We start from the raw sequence: 17,858 nt of genomic DNA, 5'->3' as shown, positions 1-17,858 counted from the left end.
TTGACCGTTGACGAATCGACTCGTATAATTGTAGGGAATCAATCAAAAAAGGAGTACATTATTTTATGTCAATTGAAGTAGGAAGCAAGGTACAAGGTAAGGTTACAGGGATTACGCATTTCGGAGCGTTCGTAGAGCTTCCAAATGGCAAAACGGGTTTGGTGCACATCAGTGAAGTGGCAGATTCTTACGTCAAAGACATCAATGAGGTTCTAACGGTCGGTCAAGAAGTGACGGTCAAAATCTTGAACGTCGAAAACGATGGCAAAATCGGGTTGTCTATCAAAAAGGCCGTCGATCGTCCTGTCAGTGAACGCCCAGAGCGCCCAGCCGGCGAGCGTTTCTCTCGTGGCCCACGCCCAGGCGGCCCGGGTCAAGGCGGCCCACGCCCAGGTGGTCCAGGACAAGGTGGCCCACGCGGTGGCGGCGGTCCTCGCGGTGGCGGTCCACGTGGTGGCGGCGGACGTCGTGAAGTACGCCGTGAACCAGAAACGTTCGATACGTTGATGAGCAAGTTCTTGAAAGATAGCGACGAGCGCTTGACAACGTTAAAACGTCAAACCGACTCAAAACGCGGTGGACGTGGAGCCAAGCGCGGGTAACCCTTCGTAAACCATCAGCTTCTACTCGTAACGATAGACGGTCTTCCTCAAGAAGACGACGAACCACAGACTTTTATAGTCTGTGGTTTTTTTTGATTCTTTTTTTGTTATGAAAAATAACTAAAAAGGGTTGCATTTTTTCGGAGAAGCGAGCACAATAGGGAACATGAAAAAATAGTTATGTTTTATAAGTGAAAGGTGAGAATGAAAATGAATGGATGGAAACTGTGGTTGGCGGAATGGAGAAGCATCGGGAAGAATCCTCGGGTCTGGGTCCCGATTCTCGCGGTCGCACTCGTCCCGCTCATGTATGCCGGGATGTTCTTATGGGCGTTTTGGGATCCGTATGGACAGATGAAAGACTTGCCGGTGGCGATCGTGAACGAAGACCAGGGAGCGACGTTCGACGGGGAGCAACTTGCCGTCGGGGACGAACTCGTTGAGAAGTTAAAGACGTCTGAGGCGTTCGAATTTATCGAGACGACGAAACAAGAAGCCGAGTCAGGGTTGAACGATCATGACTATTACATGGCGATTGAGATTCCGGCAAACTTCTCAGAAAAAGCGACGACGGCGCTCAGCGAACAACCTGAGAAGCTTGAACTCAAATATATCGCCAATGAATCGTATAACTTTTTAGCGGCTCAAATCGGCGGTTCCGCGATGGAGCAAGTGAAAGGTGAACTGTCGACCGAAGTCGCGAAACAGTACGTCAGTGCGATGCGTGACGGGATTCAAGATGCCGCTGCTGGACTCGATGAAGCGGCGGCTGGGGCGGGAAAACTAGCAGATGGATCGCAGACGGCCGAACAGGGGGCGACCCAATTGGCCGACGGGACCGCATTGCTCGCTTCAAAACAACAAGAATTGGCTGACGGGGCGAGTCGGCTGAATGAAGGTGTGGCCCAACTCGAGACAGGGACGACGGAGTTGGCGAAGGGAAGCCAGCAAGTTTATGCAGGTAGCGCCGCCTTATCAGACGGGGCACGTCAAGTGAATGACGGGGCGTCTGCCCTTCAAGACGGAACGAGCCAACTTGTCGAAGGGACAGACACGTTCGCCTCGAAGTTGGAGGAATTGCACAGCGGGACGGCTTCTCTCAATCAAGGCGTTCAACAACTTGCGGCCGGGATTCAGCGTTCGAAGGACGGCAGTGAGCAATTGAGTGCCGGTTCAAATGAATTGGCGGCCGCGATGACGGCGGCGAAAGAAGGGAATGCCGCCTTGATGGCAGGAGAGACGGAACTCGTGGCCGGAATCGGTCAGATGAAAACAGAAGTGTTGGCCAGTCAAGATCAGTTGATGACCCAGCTGTCAGCACTCGCCGAGGCAGGGCAACCTGCTTCACCAGAGATGCTACAGGCGATTGTGGCCCAATTGGCGGAAGGTCAAACAGCGACAGCCGCTGGATTCGATGCACTGTCCGCGGGAGCGACGCGTGTGAAAGAAGGACAGGCCGCGCTCGGTGACGGATTGACGCAAGCAGAGGCTGGTGCCAATGAACTCGCTTCGGGACTGGTGACGTTACGTGACGGACAAGCCGAACTCGCAAGCGGGGCACAGGCGTTGGCGGATGGGTCGACCCAAGTGGAACAAGGGGCGCAAACGGCAGCCGTGAGTTCGAAAGAGTTGGCTTCGGCAAGCAATCGCTTAAACGCCGGCGTCGGAGCGTTGAAAGACGGGACCGCCGAACTCGCGTCCGGCAGTACGCAGTTGACCGAGGCGACGGGCGCCTTGTCAGAGGGGAGTTCGAAACTCGCAGACGGGGCGAAGAGCGCCGGCGCGGGCACGAATACACTCGCGAACGGGGCTGTACGTTTGGCAGAGGGCGGTAAAGACCTCCAGTCAGGTAGCGACCAGCTCGCAGACGGAGTGTCCGAACTTGCGGCTGGTAACAGCAAGTTACGGGACGCGCTCGCCGATGGGGCCGAAGCGGCCGCGATCGACATCCGAGACGATAACGTCGACATGATGGCCGGACCGGTCACGGTCGTCAACGAATCGATTCACAAGGTCCCGAACTACGGAACGGGTTTTGCACCGTACTTCATGTCACTCGGACTATTCGTCGGGGCGCTCTTGCTCTCGATCGTCTATCCGCTGTACGATCCGGCTGGAAAACCGAAACGCAGCCTGTCATGGCTCGTCTCAAAATCAGGTGTGTTGCTCGTTATCGGATTTATTCAAGCGCTCGTCTTGGATGTGGCGATGGTCATGTTGCTCGGACTTGAAGTCGAGGCGCCACTCCAGTTCTTCGGATTCAGTTGGCTCGTCAGCATCACGTTCCTCTTAATCGTGCAGCTACTCGTCACGACGCTCGGAAATCCGGGCCGTTTCGTAGCCATCGTCTTATTGATCCTTCAATTGACGACGTCGGCTGGAACGTTCCCGCTCGAACTGATTCCGAGCGCCCTCCAACCGTTTAACGCCTGGTTGCCGATGACATACACCGTATCGGGCTATAAAGAAATCTTGTCAGCGGACGGCTGGAGCTACCTGCAACAAGCAATCATCTATTTGGCGTTCGTCTCAACCGCTTGCTTCTTCCTGCTATGGGGATATTTCCGCATCGCTTGGAAGAAAAAATATCGGCTGACGACGTCAGAAGCGTGATGCACAACGAACTGAAAATCGTGTATAGTGGATAAGACGACACTATACACGATTTTTTTGTGAAAAAACTTTTAAAAAAGAATTGACACTGGCGTGGGTACTGGTTATTATAGAAAATGTGCTTAGGACACAACAATAACATGGCGGTGTAGCTCAGCTGGCTAGAGCGTACGGTTCATACCCGTGAGGTCGTGGGTTCGACTCCCTCCGCCGCTACCATTTTATTTAGGCCCGTTGGTCAAGCGGTTAAGACACCGCCCTTTCACGGCGGTAACACGGGTTCGAATCCCGTACGGGTCACTTACCTAAGCGAAAAGAAGCCATCTCACTCGAGATGGCTTCTTTTGTTATATCAAGGAGGCGGACGGATGACGAGAGTATTGGTTGCCGTGTCCGGTGGAATCGATTCGGTCGTCTTGTTGGATCGGGTCATTCGGAACGGTATGGAAGTGGGCGTGGCCCATGTCCATCATGGACTGCGTCCCGAGTCGGATGAAGAGTATGAATTTGTGCGACGTTTGGCCGACAAGTACGACGTGCCATTTCATGGCAAACGGCTCGCTTTCCCGAACGGCGGTTCGCAGGCGAGTTACCGGACGGCACGATATGCGTTCTTTGAACAGGTTATGCAGAAGTTCGACTATACACAACTGATGACGGCCCATCACGCGGATGACCAACTCGAGACCGTCCTCATTCAACTGCAGCGTAACGTCGTCGAAGTGACGGGGATTCCTGAGCGTCGTCCGTTCGCAGGAGGAGAACTCGTTCGTCCGCTCTTATCGGAACCGAAGCGGGAACTGATTGCCTACGCCAATCGACATCGTCTCGAATGGCGAGAAGATGCGAGCAATGCCGAAGCGGATTACTTACGAAACAAGCTGCGGCATCAGCTCGTCCCGCAACTCCTCGCCGCTCGACCGGATCTCGTTTACGTCGTGAGCGAGACGGCAAGGCGCCAGCGCGAACTATGGGACGCTCGTTATCGACGGATGGAGATGTGGATGGATACCTCAGTTCATTTTGAGATGAAAGCGTTTCATGTGAAACTAGACGACGTGCTCGGTTTAGATCGGTTTGAGCGACACGTCGTGGGGCGATTGCTCTCTACTCGATATGGGGTAGAGGTAGGAGAAGCGATGGAACGTCTTCTTGAGAATCCACGAGGGTCAGGACACTTTGATTTAGAAGGTCCGTGGCAACTTTGGAAACAAGGTGGAAACTTGTCATTGCAGACAACCGATCGACCGCTGCCTCTCCCGACTGAACTAGTGGTGACGACGTTCCCGGCATGCGTAACGTTCGGTGAGAGTCGATTTTCACTTGAAATCGTCGAAGAGGCACATGGCATCCCGCTCGAGGCGATCGAGTTGCCGTTGATCATCCGTTCTGTCGAGGCTGGAGATGCAATGAAACTGTCCATCGGGACGAAAAAAGTCGCCCGCATCTTCATTGACGCGAAGATTCCGCGAGAAAAACGGCCTTTTGTCCCATTGGTAGTTGACGCAACGGGACGGATTATCGCTATAGTAGGGGTAAGAGTTTCCGATTTTCCGGATAAGTCGGGTGCGATGTGCCCACGATTAATGGTAAAATGATGATTGTGTCGGATAAGAAAGAGGAGGATTTTAAGATGTCATTAATGAACGATATGGAGAAAGTACTGATTTCAAGCGAAGAGATTCAAGGTAAAGTGAAAGAACTCGCTACAACACTTAGCGAAGAATATAAAGAAGAGTTTCCACTCCTCGTCTGCGTGTTAAAAGGTGCGATGCCATTCATGTCAGACCTCGTCAAAGAAATGGACATCCATTTAGAAATGGATTTCATGGACGTGTCGACGTACCATGGCGGAACGTCATCGACGGGTGAAGTTAAAATTGAAAAAGATTTAAATACATCTGTAGAAGGACGCGACATCTTGATTGTAGAAGATATCATTGATAGTGGACTCACGCTCGGTTATCTCGTCGACCTGCTCAAGTACCGCAAAGCCAAATCGGTTAAAATCGTGACGCTTCTCGATAAACCGACGGGCCGCAAGAACGGATTGTCGGCAGATTATAGCGGTTTCGTTATTCCGCACGAGTTTGTTGTCGGCTATGGTCTCGATTACGAAGAGAAATATCGTAACCTTCCGTACGTCGGTGTGCTCAAGCCGAGCATTTACGGGGGCTAACGTTTTTCTTTTGAAAATGCGTCGTGTTAAGATAAAAGAAATACCCAAAGTATACACATATACTGAATGGGCGAGAACATCGTTTCTCGGAATAGGAGGCAGAGAATGAATCGTGCAGTGAAAAACACCTTAGTTTTCGGTGTGATTTTCCTAGCCTTGATCTTGTTCCTTCAATATTTACAAAACCCGAATAGCCAGAGCGAGACGCTTACGTATTCGAAGTTCTTGGAATATGTGGAAGAAGGTCGGATTGAAACGGCAACCGTACAAGAAATTCCGGGAGCCATCTCAATTACAGGAGATCTAACAGGAGACGAAGATCAGCGTTTTGAAACGAATATCCCGGCCAACGAGGCCGAATACGCCGAAGTGCTCTCGTCACTTCGCGCGGATACCGACATCCAAATCGAAGAAGCAGAGTCGAGTGGTAGCTGGTTCAGCATCGTATTCGCGATCTTACCGTTCATCATCATCTTCATCTTATTCTTCTTCTTGCTCAACCAAGCCCAAGGTGGCGGTGGTGGTGGTCGTGTGATGAACTTCGGGAAATCGAAGGCGAAATTATACGATCAAGAGAAGCGCCGTGTGACGTTTGAAGACGTTGCCGGAGCGGATGAAGAGAAGCAGGAGCTCATCGAAGTCGTTGAATTCTTGAAAGACCCACGTAAGTTCTCGAAACTCGGGGCACGGATTCCGAAAGGTGTCTTGCTTGTCGGTCCTCCGGGAACAGGTAAAACATTGCTCGCTCGTGCAGCTGCAGGAGAAGCCGGTGTACCGTTCTTCTCAATCTCAGGTTCTGACTTCGTCGAAATGTTCGTCGGTGTCGGGGCGTCACGTGTACGTGACTTGTTCGAGAATGCGAAAAAGAACGCACCGTGTATCATCTTTATCGATGAAATCGATGCGGTCGGACGTCAACGTGGCGCCGGCCTCGGTGGTGGCCATGACGAGCGTGAACAAACGCTTAACCAACTTCTTGTCGAGATGGATGGATTCAGTGACAACGAAGGCATTATCATGATTGCCGCGACGAACCGTCCGGATATTCTTGACCCGGCCCTTCTTCGTCCAGGCCGTTTTGACCGCCAAATCACGGTTGATCGTCCGGATGTTAAAGGCCGTGAAGCGGTACTCAAAGTTCATGCGCGCAACAAGCCACTTGATTCGACTGTCGACTTGAAGTCGATCGCGCAGCGGACACCTGGATTCTCAGGTGCCGACCTTGAAAACTTATTGAACGAAGCAGCGCTCGTCGCAGCCCGGTCTGACCGTTCAGCGGTATCAGTCGTGGATGTTGAGGAAGCGATTGACCGCGTCATCGCCGGTCCTTCTAAGAAGAGCCGTGTCATCTCGGAGAAAGAACGACAAATCGTCGCCTATCATGAAGCGGGTCATACGATTATCGGGATTGAACTTGAGAATGCAGATGAAGTGCATAAAGTGACGATCGTTCCTCGCGGTAACGCAGGCGGCTATGTCGTCATGCTTCCAAAAGAAGATCGCTACTTCATGACGAAACCTGAGCTTGAAGATAAAATCGTCGGTCTCCTCGGGGGCCGCGTGGCGGAAGACGTCATCTTCGGTGAAGTGTCAACAGGAGCAAGTAATGACTTCCAACGTGCGACTGGTATCGCCCGGAAGATGGTCATGGATTACGGGATGAGCGACAAGCTCGGGCCGCTCCAACTTGGGTCAAACCATGGTGGACAAGTCTTCCTTGGCCGTGACTTCCAAACGGAACAGAACTACTCGGATGCGATTGCACAAGACATCGACCTCGAGATTCGTGATATCATCAACCGTTGTTACGCGAAAGCGAAACAAATCTTGACGGATCGTAGAGACGATCTCGAACTCGTCGCGAAGACGTTGCTCGAAGTCGAGACGCTCGATTCGAAACAGATTCGTCACTTGATTAAGACGCGCGAATACCTTCCGCACGAACCGGAAGAGCCGTCTGAACCATCGAAAGATGATGCAAGCGACGAAGCGAAGAAAGATGAGGCGGCCGTCAAGCACGGACAAGTCATCGATCAGCCTGGAGTCGTTCAAGAAGCGAAGCCGGATGTTGTCCCTGAAGGCGATAAGCCGGAAGCGACACCGACGGAACGCCCGAACAACGAATCACGGTAAGTGTAAGAGACGAATGCCCTAAACAAGGCATTCGTCTTTTTTCGTGTTATAATTCGAGCGAACTGTAATTGACAACAAAGTGAGGAACGCTATCATGATTTTAGTGATTGATGTTGGGAATACAAATATTGTCCTTGGGATGTATGACGGCGAGACACTCGTCCATCATTGGCGCATCTCGACAGACCGCACGAAAACGACCGATGAATACGGCATGCTCGTGAAATCACTGTTCGATCATTCGAACGTCTCATTCGATCAGATTGACGGTGTGATTCTGTCTTCGGTCGTTCCGCCGGTCATCTTTCCGCTCGAGCAGATGTCGCAGCGCTACTTTAACGTCCGACCGATTGTCGTCGGTCCCGGCGTAAAAACCGGTCTCGACATTCATGTTGATAATCCGCGTGAAGTCGGAGCGGACCGCATCGTCAACGCGGTTGCTGGAATTGCCAAGTATGATGGACCGCTCATCATCGTCGATTTCGGAACGGCGACGACGTACTGCTATATTGATGAGAACCGCCGTTATCACGGAGGCATCATTTCACCGGGGATCATGATTTCGGTCGAGGCGCTCTATCAACGGGCGGCCAAGCTGCCGCGCATCGAGCTCGCGACACCGCCTACGGTCGTTGGGAAAAATACAATTCAAGCGATGCAGTCCGGGACGTATTACGGCTATGTCGCACAAGTCGACGGGATTGTCGGTCGTATGAAGCGTGAAGTCGGAGAAGCAACCGTGATCGCCACGGGCGGTCTCGCGCGTTTGATTAGCGAGCATGCCGAGACGATTGATGTCGTCGATTCATTTTTGACGCTCGATGGGCTTCGTCTCATCTATGAGCGCAACCAGAAATAAACTTAAAGGAGTTACTCGATATGATTCAACCAGAACAACAAGCATTACTTGACCAAATGAAAGCCGATTACCTCGTCCGTGCCCTCGGGTTCAACGGGGAAGTCCGCGCGTTTGCCGTCCGGACGACAAAAACGATCTTTGAAACGCAACTCCGTCACCAGACGACACCGGTCGCTTCAGCAGCGCTCGGTCGCACGATGACGATCGGGACGATGATCGGTGCGATGCAAAAAGGCGCCGCTCGCGTGACGCTCAAAGTCGAAGGCGATGGACCGATTGGGAAAATCATCGTCGATGCCGATACGGCGGGAGACGTGCGCGGTTACGTGTCACATCCTCGTGTCGAAGGCGGCACGTTTGTGAATGATCACGGTTTGACGAAGTTGAAAGTCGGTGAAGCCGTCGGACGCGGGACGATCTCGGTCATTAAAGACCTCGGTTTGAAAGACTTTGTCGGCGGCTCGTCTGAGATTCAAACGGGTGAGATTAGCGAAGACTTCACGTACTACTTTGCGACGTCAGAACAAGTACCGTCAGTCGTCGGTGCGGGTGTGCTCGTCCTTCCAGAAGATGAATCGATTCTTGCGGCCGGTGGCATTATCGTTCAATTGATGCCGGATGCGTCAGAAGAGACGATTCAAGCGCTTGAACAGGCGCTCAAGACGTTCCCGCCAGTGTCGGTGCTCATCGGAGAAGAGAAGACACCGGAAGAGATGCTCCATATGCTCCTTGGCGACAGCCTCGAAGTGTTGGATCAAAAGCCGGTCCAATTCAATTGCACATGTGGTCGCGACCGTATGGAAAGCGCGATTATCGGGCTCGGTGCCGAAGAGATTCGTCACATGATTGAAGAGGATGGCGGCGCTGAAGCGGTTTGTCACTTCTGTGGCGAGAAATACCACTTCTCGGCGGAACAATTAGAAACGATGAAACAACAAGCACGTTGACCGCTTTGCTCCAAATTGCATATTTTGAATCTGATAGGGTATGATTACAATATCGGAATAGTCGGAATTATGGAGGAGGAAATGAAATGCGTATCGTAGATTCAGTAACAGACTTGATTGGAAAGACACCGATTGTGAAGTTGAATGGATTGACTGGCGCTGAAGATGCCACGGTTTACTTGAAATTGGAGTATATGAACCCGGGCTCTAGCGTAAAAGACCGGATTGCGCTCGCTATGATTGAAGCGGCGGAACGAGAAGGGGTCTTGAAACCAGGAGATACGATTATCGAACCGACCAGTGGGAACACGGGAATCGGTCTCGCCATGGTCAGTGCGGCCAAAGGCTATAAAGCGATTTTGGTCATGCCGGAAACGATGAGCATGGAACGTCGCAATTTGCTTCGTGGCTACGGTGCCGAACTCATTTTGACGCCGGGTCCTGAAGGGATGGGCGGAGCGATTCGCCGTGCGACGGAAGAGGCTGAACAAAACGGTTATTTCCTCCCGCAGCAGTTTAACAATGAAGCCAACCCGAACGTGCACGAGATGACGACGGGACCTGAAATCGTCGACGCGTTCGATGCGTCAGGTCTTCAAGTCGATGCGTTCATCGCCGGCGTCGGGACAGGTGGAACAATCACGGGAGCGGGTAAAGTGTTGAAAGCCCACTATCCGAACGTTCAAATCCTAGCGGTCGAACCGGTCGATTCACCGGTCTTGTCGGGTGGTAAACCAGGCCCGCATAAAATCCAAGGGATCGGGGCCGGGTTCATCCCGTCGATTCTCGATACGGAGATTTATGAAGGTGTCCTTCAAATCACGACCGATCAGGCGTTCGAATACGCACGTCTTGCGGCCAAAACGAACGGCGTGCTCGGAGGCATCTCGTCTGGGGCGGCGATCGCTGCCGCTGTCGATACGGCCAAACGTCTCGGCAAAGGGAAAAACGTGCTGGCGATTATCCCGTCAAACGGAGAACGCTACCTCAGCACACCGCTCTATCAATTCGATGAAGAATCAGATAGCGTACGCTCGTAAACAAACGGCAGTTACCGGGAGACAACTTCTTTCGGTAACTGCCTTTTCTTGTGTACAATTAAAGGCATGAATCAGTGGAACGGGGGAATGTGGCGTGAGACAAACAGCGTTCAAAACCATGCGCATGACAAAAGAGAAAATGTACGACACGTACATGACATTGACCGAAGGAAAGAACAACTACGCGTGGCTAGAGAGTGGACGAGTCGGTCGCTATACGATGGCCGGTGTCGAACCGTTCGCTACGCTTCACGTGAAAGATGGGGTCGGAACGTTCGTCACAGTAGAGGCGACCGAAACACTGTACGGTGAGCCGCTCGACATCGTCGAAACGGTACGAGCCCGTTACGCTACCGAGCGGCCAGCTGGTGCTCCCCCATTTTTCGGCGGGATGATCGGTTATGTGAGCTATGATGTAGCCCGTACCCTCGAACGTTTACCACGGCAAGCGGAAGACGATTTGGCAACACCGGACGTTTCATTCTTGCTGTTCGATGAAGTAGCGGTCTTCGATGAAGAAGAATCGCTCTTATACGTGATGGTCACGGCCGATGAGCAAGCGGAGGCGAAGCTCGAGCGCTTTGCCGCCCTTTGGCGAACAGAAACACATTATGCGTTTCCGCCGCTTACGAGCGGAACGGTCGAGCGATCCCGTTCGCTGTCACAGGATGAATTCGTTGCGGCCGTGCAAAAGATTCAAGACTACATCGTCGAGGGCGATGTGTTCCAAGTGAATTTGAGCGTCCGGCAGTCGGAACCGCTGCTCGCACACCCGCGTCACATCTACGACACGCTCCGGAAAGTGAACCCTTCACCGTATATGGGTTATTTCGTTGACGACTCGCTCACGATGGTGTCGGCTTCACCAGAACTGTTGATTGAAAAACATGGCGCCGCCATCTCGACCCGTCCGATCGCCGGAACGAGACCGCGAGGCCGGGATGAGGCGGAAGATCTGGAACTGGCTCGGACGCTGCTCGACAATGAGAAAGAGCGGGCCGAACACGTCATGCTCGTCGACCTTGAACGAAACGACTTGGGCAAAGTCGCGGCTTACGGGACAGTGCATGTCGATGAACTGATGGTCATCGAGAAGTACTCGCACGTCCAACATATTGTCTCGAACGTGCGCGGTTTGATGCGGGACGGCGTATCGGGAGCCGAAGCACTCGGCGCGATGTTCCCGGGCGGCACCATCACCGGGGCGCCGAAAATCCGGACGATGGAAATCATCGAGGAACTCGAACCGGTCCGGCGTGGGATTTACACCGGCTCATACGGCTGGCTTAGTTGGGATGATGACCTCGTGTTCAACATCACGATTCGGACGATGGTCGCGAAGGACGGAATCGCCCATGTTCAGGCGGGTGCCGGGATTGTGATTGATTCGGATCCTGAAGCGGAGTACGCCGAATCACTTTCCAAGGCGAAAGCGCTATGGACGGCGAAAGAAATGACGGAGGCGACGGTATGATTTTACTCATCGATAACTATGACTCGTTCACATACAATTTAGTTCAATACTTTGGGGAGCTCGGTGAACAACTCGTCGTCCGTCGTAACGATGACATCACGATCGAGGAAATTGAAGCGCTCGCCCCAAGTTATCTCGTCATTTCGCCTGGTCCGTGCACACCGAGTGAGGCGGGTATCAGCATCGATGCGATTCAGGCGTTTGCCGGTCGCATCCCAATTCTTGGCGTCTGTCTCGGACATCAAGCGATTGCTCAAGCGTTCGGCGGAAAAGTCGTCCATGCCGAGCGGCTCATGCATGGCAAGACGTCAGCGATTCAACATGACGGAAACACGCTGTTTAACGGCATCCCGCAACAGACGATCGTGACACGCTACCATTCGCTCGCGGTCGAACGAGATTCGTTACCGTCGTGCTTGAAAGTCACGGCCGAGACGGGCCTAGGAGAGATTATGGCACTCCGGCATGAAACGTTACCGATTGAAGGGGTGCAGTTTCATCCGGAAGCGGTTTTGACAGAACACGGCAAAGACATGATTCGTAATTTCGTCGAGGTGTATCGTCATGTGGCTTTGGCATAATGGCGAACTGCGGGGCAGCTCTGAAGTAACGATTCCGGTGGAAGATCACGGATTTTTATATGGGATGGGCCTGTTCGAGACGTTTCGAACGTTCAATGGCATCCCGTTCTTGTTTGATCTTCACTGGGAACGTCTCGAAAAGAGCTTAGCGGAACTATGGATTGATTTACCGTATACGAAACAAGAGATGGAGCAGGCGATTCAAGACGTCGTTCGTCAAAACGGGACCCCGAACCTGTATGTGCGCTTGAACGTGTCCGCGGGGGTGGCGCCACTTGGACTCTACGACGGACGCTACACTCGTCCGAACGTGACACTGCTCGTCAAGCCGTTACCGGAATCGTTCCAGCCCACGGAAAAACGGCTGGAAGCCATCCCGTTTCCGAGAAGTCGGCCCGAAGCAGCATTCCGCTTAAAATCCCATCATTATATGAACAATATATTAGGGAAGCGCATGCTCGTTGATCGGGAGGCGGAAGGACTGTTCGCCGATGACTCAGGACATGTCGTAGAAGGGCTCGTTTCGAACGTCTTTTGGGTCGAAGCTGACCAACTTTGGACGACGCCGCTCGCGACGGGACCTCTGGCTGGGGTCACGCGACGTTGGGTGATGGATACGTTTGATGTGAAGGAACGTGATGTGACGTTTGCTGAACTTACACAGGCAGACGAGATTTGGTTGACCAATTCGGTTCAACAGATTGCTCCGGTCACAGACTATGCCGGGAACAGTTATCCAGGAAAAGACGGAGTAAAATTTAAAGCATGTTGGTCTGTCTTGTTGCATGCGATTGAAAGGGAAGGAACGCGATGACAAAAATCATGGGAATTTTAAATGTGACACCGGATTCGTTTTCGGACGGAGGACGGTATACGGCGCTCGAACAGGCGGTCGCTCACGCCAAGCAACTCGTTCAAGACGGAGCGGACGCGATTGATATCGGCGGGGAATCGACACGGCCGGGAGCCCGGTTCGTCTCGGCGGAAGAAGAAATCGAGCGAGTCATTCCTGTCATTCGTCAACTGAAGCAAGAGCTCGACGTGCTCATCTCGATCGATACGTACAAACCGGTGGTGGCAAAGGCAGCATTAGAAGCCGGGGCCGATATCATCAATGACGTCTGGGGCTCGAAGTGGGGTGATCAATCGATGGCACAAGTGGCACGGGCGTTTAATGTTCCTATCATTTTGATGCACAATCGCGACAATCGAAATTATGGACATTTCATCGAGGAGGTCGTCGGTGACTTGTATGAATCGATTGAAATCGCTCAAGCGGCAGGTGTGCCGGATGAGATGATTTGGTTAGACCCGGGAATCGGCTTTGCGAAAGACTATGCGCAAAACATGGAACTGATGAATCGACTCGACGTGATCACGAACCTCGGTTATCCGGTGTTACTCGGGACGTCGCGGAAATCATTCATCGGGCAAGCGCTTGATCTACCGACCGAAGAACGACTGGAAGGGACACTGGCGACGACGTGTCTAGGTATCATGAAAGGCTGTGCGTGGATTCGGGTCCATGACGTACGAGAGAATAAACGAGCGTCACTCATGATGGACGCGATGCTGGGAGGCGGACAAATTGGATAAGATGTTTGTGGATGGGATGCGTTTTTATGGCTATCACGGTGTGTTTGCAGAAGAGAATCGACTCGGTCAACGGTTCAACATCGATTTAATGTGTGAGTTGGATTTGGCGCCGGCCGGACAATCGGACGATTTGGCAGACGGCGTCAGTTACGCGGGACTCTATCAATTGACGGAAGACATCGTCACTGGGGAGCCGGTCAATCTGCTCGAGACGCTGGGCGAGCGCATCACGACGGCTGTCTTGGCCCACAGCGACAAGATTCAAAGCGTCACCGTCAAAGTGATCAAGCCGGACCCGCCCATCCCGGGTCATTATGACTCAGTCGCAATCGAGATGACACGGAGACGGAACGTATGATGTACGTAGCGCTGGGATCGAACATTGGGGAGCGTGCCAACTATCTGGCAGAAGCGATTCAAGCAATGGCGGCAAACGGTCTTCAGGTGATGAAAGAGTCGTCCGTATATGAGACGGCTCCGGTCGGATACACAGATCAGCCATCTTTCTACAATATGGTCGTCGAAGTCGAGCCGTCCTTTTCTGCGGAAGCGGCCTTGCTTCAACTCCAACAGATTGAACGGGACCTAGGGAGAGAGCGGTTATTTAAAAACGGACCGCGTACAATCGACCTTGACATCTTGGTCTATAACAGCGAAGATATACAATCGAAGCAGTTAACTGTTCCGCATCCACGGATGCATGAACGCGCTTTTGTACTTGCCCCGTTCGCGGAGATTGCTCCGGTGGTCGAGGTAAAGGGAATGACGGTGCGGGCATTACTTGAAGCCCTCCCTGAGTCGGAACGGCAAGATGTCGTCCGTCTCGGACCGTTACAATCATTGGTCAACTCGGTTTAACGTTAGCAAAGGAAGTGGAGAAGTGTCAGGGTTCAAAATTGGTAATATCGATATAAAGAACCGCGCCGTCCTTGCCCCGATGGCCGGAGTGACAAACCCTGCGTTTCGTTTGATCGCTAAAGAATTTGGCGCGGGACTCGTCTGTGCTGAAATGGTCAGCGATAAAGGGATTTTATTGGAGAACGCAAGAACGCTCCGGATGCTCTACGTCGATGAACGGGAAAAACCGCTCAGCCTTCAGATTTTTGGTGGTTCGAAAGACACACTCGTCAGAGCGGCCCAGTACGTGGATCAAAACACGAATGCGGACATCATTGATATCAATATGGGTTGCCCAGTCCCGAAAGTCACGAAGTGTGAGGCGGGTGCCAAATGGTTGCTTGACCCGGATAAAGTTTATGAGATGGTGAACGCCGTGTCGCAAGCGGTCGATAAGCCGGTCACGGTCAAAATGCGCCTCGGTTGGGACGAAGACCATATTTATATTCTCGACAATGTTCGGGCGGCTCAATCTGGAGGAGCGGCGGCGATTGCGATTCATGGTCGTACGCGGTCTCAACAATATGAAGGAACAGCGAATTGGGATTGGATTGGCGAAGCCAAGAAGATTGCGACGGTTCCGATTATCGGTAACGGCGATATCTCGACACCTCAAGAAGCAAAACATGCGATTGATCACTACGGTGTCGATGCCGTCATGATCGGGCGGGCAGCACTTGGTAACCCATGGATGCTGTATCAAACGGTGCAGTATTTGGAAACGGGTGAACTTCCGCCAGAACCAGCGGCGCGTGAAAAAATCGACATCTGTATGTTGCACCTCGATCGCTTGATTGCCATCAAAGGAGAAGTGACGGCCGTTCGCGAGATGCGTCAACATGCGGCGTGGTACTTGAAAGGGTTGAAAGGCAGCGGCCCGGTTCGGAAGCAAATCAACGAAACGGAATCGCGAGATGCTTTTGGCATCGTGTTGTATCATTTTGTGGAACAGCTCGAGCGACAAATGCAAGAAGTGTGAACTAGTGAAAAAAATTGATTTGTGGTAAGCTTGTTTGGCGAAAAAGTGAACCACACAAGCAAACGGTTTAGGCTGTGCTGTTGGCCGTGAGGCTGACAGTTTTTTATTAGACATCCCCAATACGTATAGAGGAGTGAATGGAGTAGTGAGTCACGAGTTGGAAATGAACGACCAAATGCAGGTTCGGTTTGAAAAAATGACCGAGATGCGTGAACAAGGGCTTGACCCGTTCGGACGTCGGTTCGAACGTTCTGCCCACGCCGGTGAATTACATGAACAATATGAGGCGATTGAAAAAGAAGCCTTGGCCGAACAAGACGTCGAAGTGACGCTTGCCGGACGAATCATGACGAAACGTGGAAAAGGGAAAGTCTTTTTTGCCCACATCCAAGACGTCACAGGACAAATCCAAATTTACGTTCGTAAAAATGACGTAGGTGACGAACCGTTCGATTTATTCAAATCATCTGACCTTGGTGACATCGTCGGTGTGAAAGGGAAGTTGTTCAAGACGAACGTCGGCGAATTGTCGATTCATGTTGAAGAGTTCGAACTCTTAACAAAAGCACTTCGTCCGCTTCCTGATAAATACCATGGCTTAAAAGATGTTGAGCAACGCTATCGTCAACGTTATTTGGATTTAATTACGAATAACGATTCGCGTCAAACGTTTATTCTGCGTAGCCGCATCATCTCGGAAATTCGGAATTTCTTGAACCATCGCGGTTACTTGGAAGTCGAAACGCCGATGTTGCATACAATCGCAGGTGGAGCGGCGGCCCGTCCGTTCTTGACGCACCATAATGCACTTGATATGGAATTATATATGCGGATCGCCATCGAGCTTCATTTGAAGCGCTTGATTGTCGGTGGTCTCGAGCGCGTGTATGAGATTGGCCGTGTCTTCCGTAATGAGGGGATCTCAACACGTCATAACCCAGAGTTCACGATGATTGAATTGTATGAAGCGTATGCGGACTATAATGACATCATGGATTTGACGGAAGAACTCGTAGCTCACGTAGCCCAAGAAGTGCTTGGCACGACGGACGTTCAATATGGAGAAGATACGATTCATTTGGCTATCGGTTGGAAACGTGCGCACATGGTCGACTTGGTTAAAGAAGAAACAGGCGTCGATTTCTGGCAACAGATGTCTGATGAAGATGCACGTGCGCTTGCAAAAGAGCACGGTGTCGAGATTCAAGACCACATGACATTCGGTCACATCGTCAATGAATTCTTTGAGCAGAAAGTCGAAGAAACATTGTTACAACCGACGTTTGTGACAGGTCACCCTGTCGAAGTATCGCCATTGGCGAAAAAGAACGATACAGATCCACGCTTCACGGATCGATTTGAATTGTTCATCGTTCGTCGTGAACATGCGAACGCCTTCACGGAATTGAATGATCCGATTGATCAGCGTGAGCGTTTCGAAGCTCAACTTCTTGAGAAAGAAGCAGGGAATGACGAAGCCCATGAATTGGACAACGATTTCCTTGAGGCGCTCGAATACGGAATGCCACCAACGGGTGGTCTTGGAATCGGAATCGATCGCCTCGTCATGTTGTTGACGAATGCACCATCGATTCGTGATGTTCTATTGTTCCCGACGATGAGACACCAACAGTAAAGAATCGTTTTAACCTCTCGCTCTTACGGGCGAGAGGTTTTTCTATGGAGAATGTTGCCGGTTTAAAGAGGCTAAAAACTTTTTTAGAAAAACTTTTGCAAAAACTCTTGCGTTCTATTTAGGGATGCGGTAAAGTAATAAACGTTGCCGCTGATGGCAGCGGAAAAGAATAAAAAAAGTGGTTGACAACTGTGTCGATGACTTGTATTATTTTAAGAGTCGCCAATGAGCGACAGACGAACTTTGAAAACTGAACGATGAGGCAAAAATAAGTTTTACAATTTTTGAATGAAGCGCAAGCTTCGTCATTTTTAAAGAGCTA

General features: G+C 51.7%; 16 protein-coding genes and 2 tRNA genes. All 18 read left to right on the top strand.

Annotated elements, in window-relative coordinates:
- Nucleotides 1-65 precede the first annotated feature (65 nt).
- The 18 genes from KNP06_RS14340 to lysS all read left to right on the top strand — a co-directional run bounded on the left by KNP06_RS14340 (nt 66) and on the right by lysS (nt 17,536).
- Nucleotides 66-602: a S1 domain-containing RNA-binding protein gene (locus KNP06_RS14340; RefSeq protein ID WP_034781804.1), complete on the top strand. Its 537-nt coding sequence runs from the start codon at nt 66-68 to the stop codon at nt 600-602.
- 210 nt (nt 603-812) lie between these two features.
- Nucleotides 813-3,215: a YhgE/Pip domain-containing protein gene (locus tag KNP06_RS14335; RefSeq protein WP_058765139.1), complete on the top strand. Its 2,403-nt coding sequence runs from the start codon at nt 813-815 to the stop codon at nt 3,213-3,215.
- Between the two features lie 142 nt (nt 3,216-3,357).
- Nucleotides 3,358-3,434, top strand: a tRNA-Met gene (locus KNP06_RS14330).
- Between the two features lie 9 nt (nt 3,435-3,443).
- Nucleotides 3,444-3,515: transfer RNA gene (locus tag KNP06_RS14325), tRNA-Glu, on the top strand.
- A gap of 68 nt (nt 3,516-3,583) precedes the next feature.
- Nucleotides 3,584-4,813, top strand: a complete 1,230-nt coding sequence (gene tilS / locus KNP06_RS14320) for a tRNA lysidine(34) synthetase TilS (RefSeq protein WP_251129765.1) — start codon at nt 3,584-3,586, stop codon at nt 4,811-4,813.
- Between the two features lie 35 nt (nt 4,814-4,848).
- Nucleotides 4,849-5,394 carry a hypoxanthine phosphoribosyltransferase gene (hpt, locus tag KNP06_RS14315; RefSeq protein WP_021068188.1) on the top strand — a complete coding sequence of 182 codons (546 nt, stop codon included), beginning with the start codon at nt 4,849-4,851 and terminating at the stop codon, nt 5,392-5,394.
- Between the two features lie 105 nt (nt 5,395-5,499).
- Complete coding sequence (gene ftsH, locus KNP06_RS14310) at nt 5,500-7,527, top strand: ATP-dependent zinc metalloprotease FtsH (protein ID WP_021068189.1); 2,028 nt, start codon at nt 5,500-5,502, stop codon at nt 7,525-7,527.
- Nucleotides 7,528-7,621: 94 nt separating this feature from the next.
- Entirely contained in the window at nt 7,622-8,386 is a 765-nt protein-coding gene (locus tag KNP06_RS14305; protein ID WP_021068190.1) for a type III pantothenate kinase, read from the top strand.
- Between the two features lie 20 nt (nt 8,387-8,406).
- Nucleotides 8,407-9,333, top strand: coding sequence for an Hsp33 family molecular chaperone HslO (hslO, locus tag KNP06_RS14300; protein ID WP_051627654.1), 927 nt, complete (start codon nt 8,407-8,409; stop codon nt 9,331-9,333).
- Nucleotides 9,334-9,419: 86 nt separating this feature from the next.
- Nucleotides 9,420-10,373, top strand: a complete 954-nt coding sequence (gene cysK / locus KNP06_RS14295) for a cysteine synthase A (protein ID WP_021068192.1) — start codon at nt 9,420-9,422, stop codon at nt 10,371-10,373.
- Nucleotides 10,374-10,467: 94 nt separating this feature from the next.
- Nucleotides 10,468-11,847, top strand: coding sequence for an anthranilate synthase component I family protein (locus KNP06_RS14290; RefSeq protein ID WP_214789462.1), 1,380 nt, complete (start codon nt 10,468-10,470; stop codon nt 11,845-11,847).
- Nucleotides 11,844-12,428, top strand: a complete 585-nt coding sequence (gene pabA, locus KNP06_RS14285) for an aminodeoxychorismate/anthranilate synthase component II (protein ID WP_214789459.1) — start codon at nt 11,844-11,846, stop codon at nt 12,426-12,428. The genes KNP06_RS14290 and pabA overlap by 4 nt, the downstream gene beginning before the upstream one ends.
- Nucleotides 12,412-13,242, top strand: a complete 831-nt coding sequence (locus KNP06_RS14280; RefSeq protein ID WP_214764659.1) for an aminotransferase class IV — start codon at nt 12,412-12,414, stop codon at nt 13,240-13,242. Before pabA ends, KNP06_RS14280 begins: the two co-directional genes overlap by 17 nt.
- On the top strand, nt 13,239-14,024 hold the full coding sequence (gene folP, locus KNP06_RS14275; protein WP_214709904.1) for a dihydropteroate synthase: 786 nt from the start codon (nt 13,239-13,241) through the stop codon (nt 14,022-14,024). The genes KNP06_RS14280 and folP overlap by 4 nt, the downstream gene beginning before the upstream one ends.
- Nucleotides 14,017-14,382 carry a dihydroneopterin aldolase gene (gene folB, locus KNP06_RS14270; RefSeq protein WP_214709906.1) on the top strand — a complete coding sequence of 122 codons (366 nt, stop codon included), beginning with the start codon at nt 14,017-14,019 and terminating at the stop codon, nt 14,380-14,382. Before folP ends, folB begins: the two co-directional genes overlap by 8 nt.
- The gene (gene folK, locus KNP06_RS14265; protein ID WP_214709908.1) at nt 14,379-14,882 is read left to right on the top strand and encodes a 2-amino-4-hydroxy-6-hydroxymethyldihydropteridine diphosphokinase; all 504 of its coding nucleotides are present in this window, start codon (nt 14,379-14,381) and stop codon (nt 14,880-14,882) included. The genes folB and folK overlap by 4 nt, the downstream gene beginning before the upstream one ends.
- Nucleotides 14,883-14,961: 79 nt before the next feature.
- Complete coding sequence (gene dusB, locus KNP06_RS14260; RefSeq protein WP_233005531.1) at nt 14,962-15,900, top strand: tRNA dihydrouridine synthase DusB; 939 nt, start codon at nt 14,962-14,964, stop codon at nt 15,898-15,900.
- Nucleotides 15,901-16,045: 145 nt separating this feature from the next.
- Entirely contained in the window at nt 16,046-17,536 is a 1,491-nt protein-coding gene (lysS, locus tag KNP06_RS14255) for a lysine--tRNA ligase (protein ID WP_214764656.1), read from the top strand.
- The last annotated feature ends 322 nt before the right edge of the window (nt 17,537-17,858 follow it).

It is taken from the genome of Exiguobacterium sp. s21 (genome assembly GCF_018617975.1).
GTDB lineage: Bacteria > Bacillota > Bacilli > Exiguobacteriales > Exiguobacteriaceae > Exiguobacterium > Exiguobacterium mexicanum_A.
This window is presented reverse-complemented; position numbering and strand designations above follow the sequence as displayed.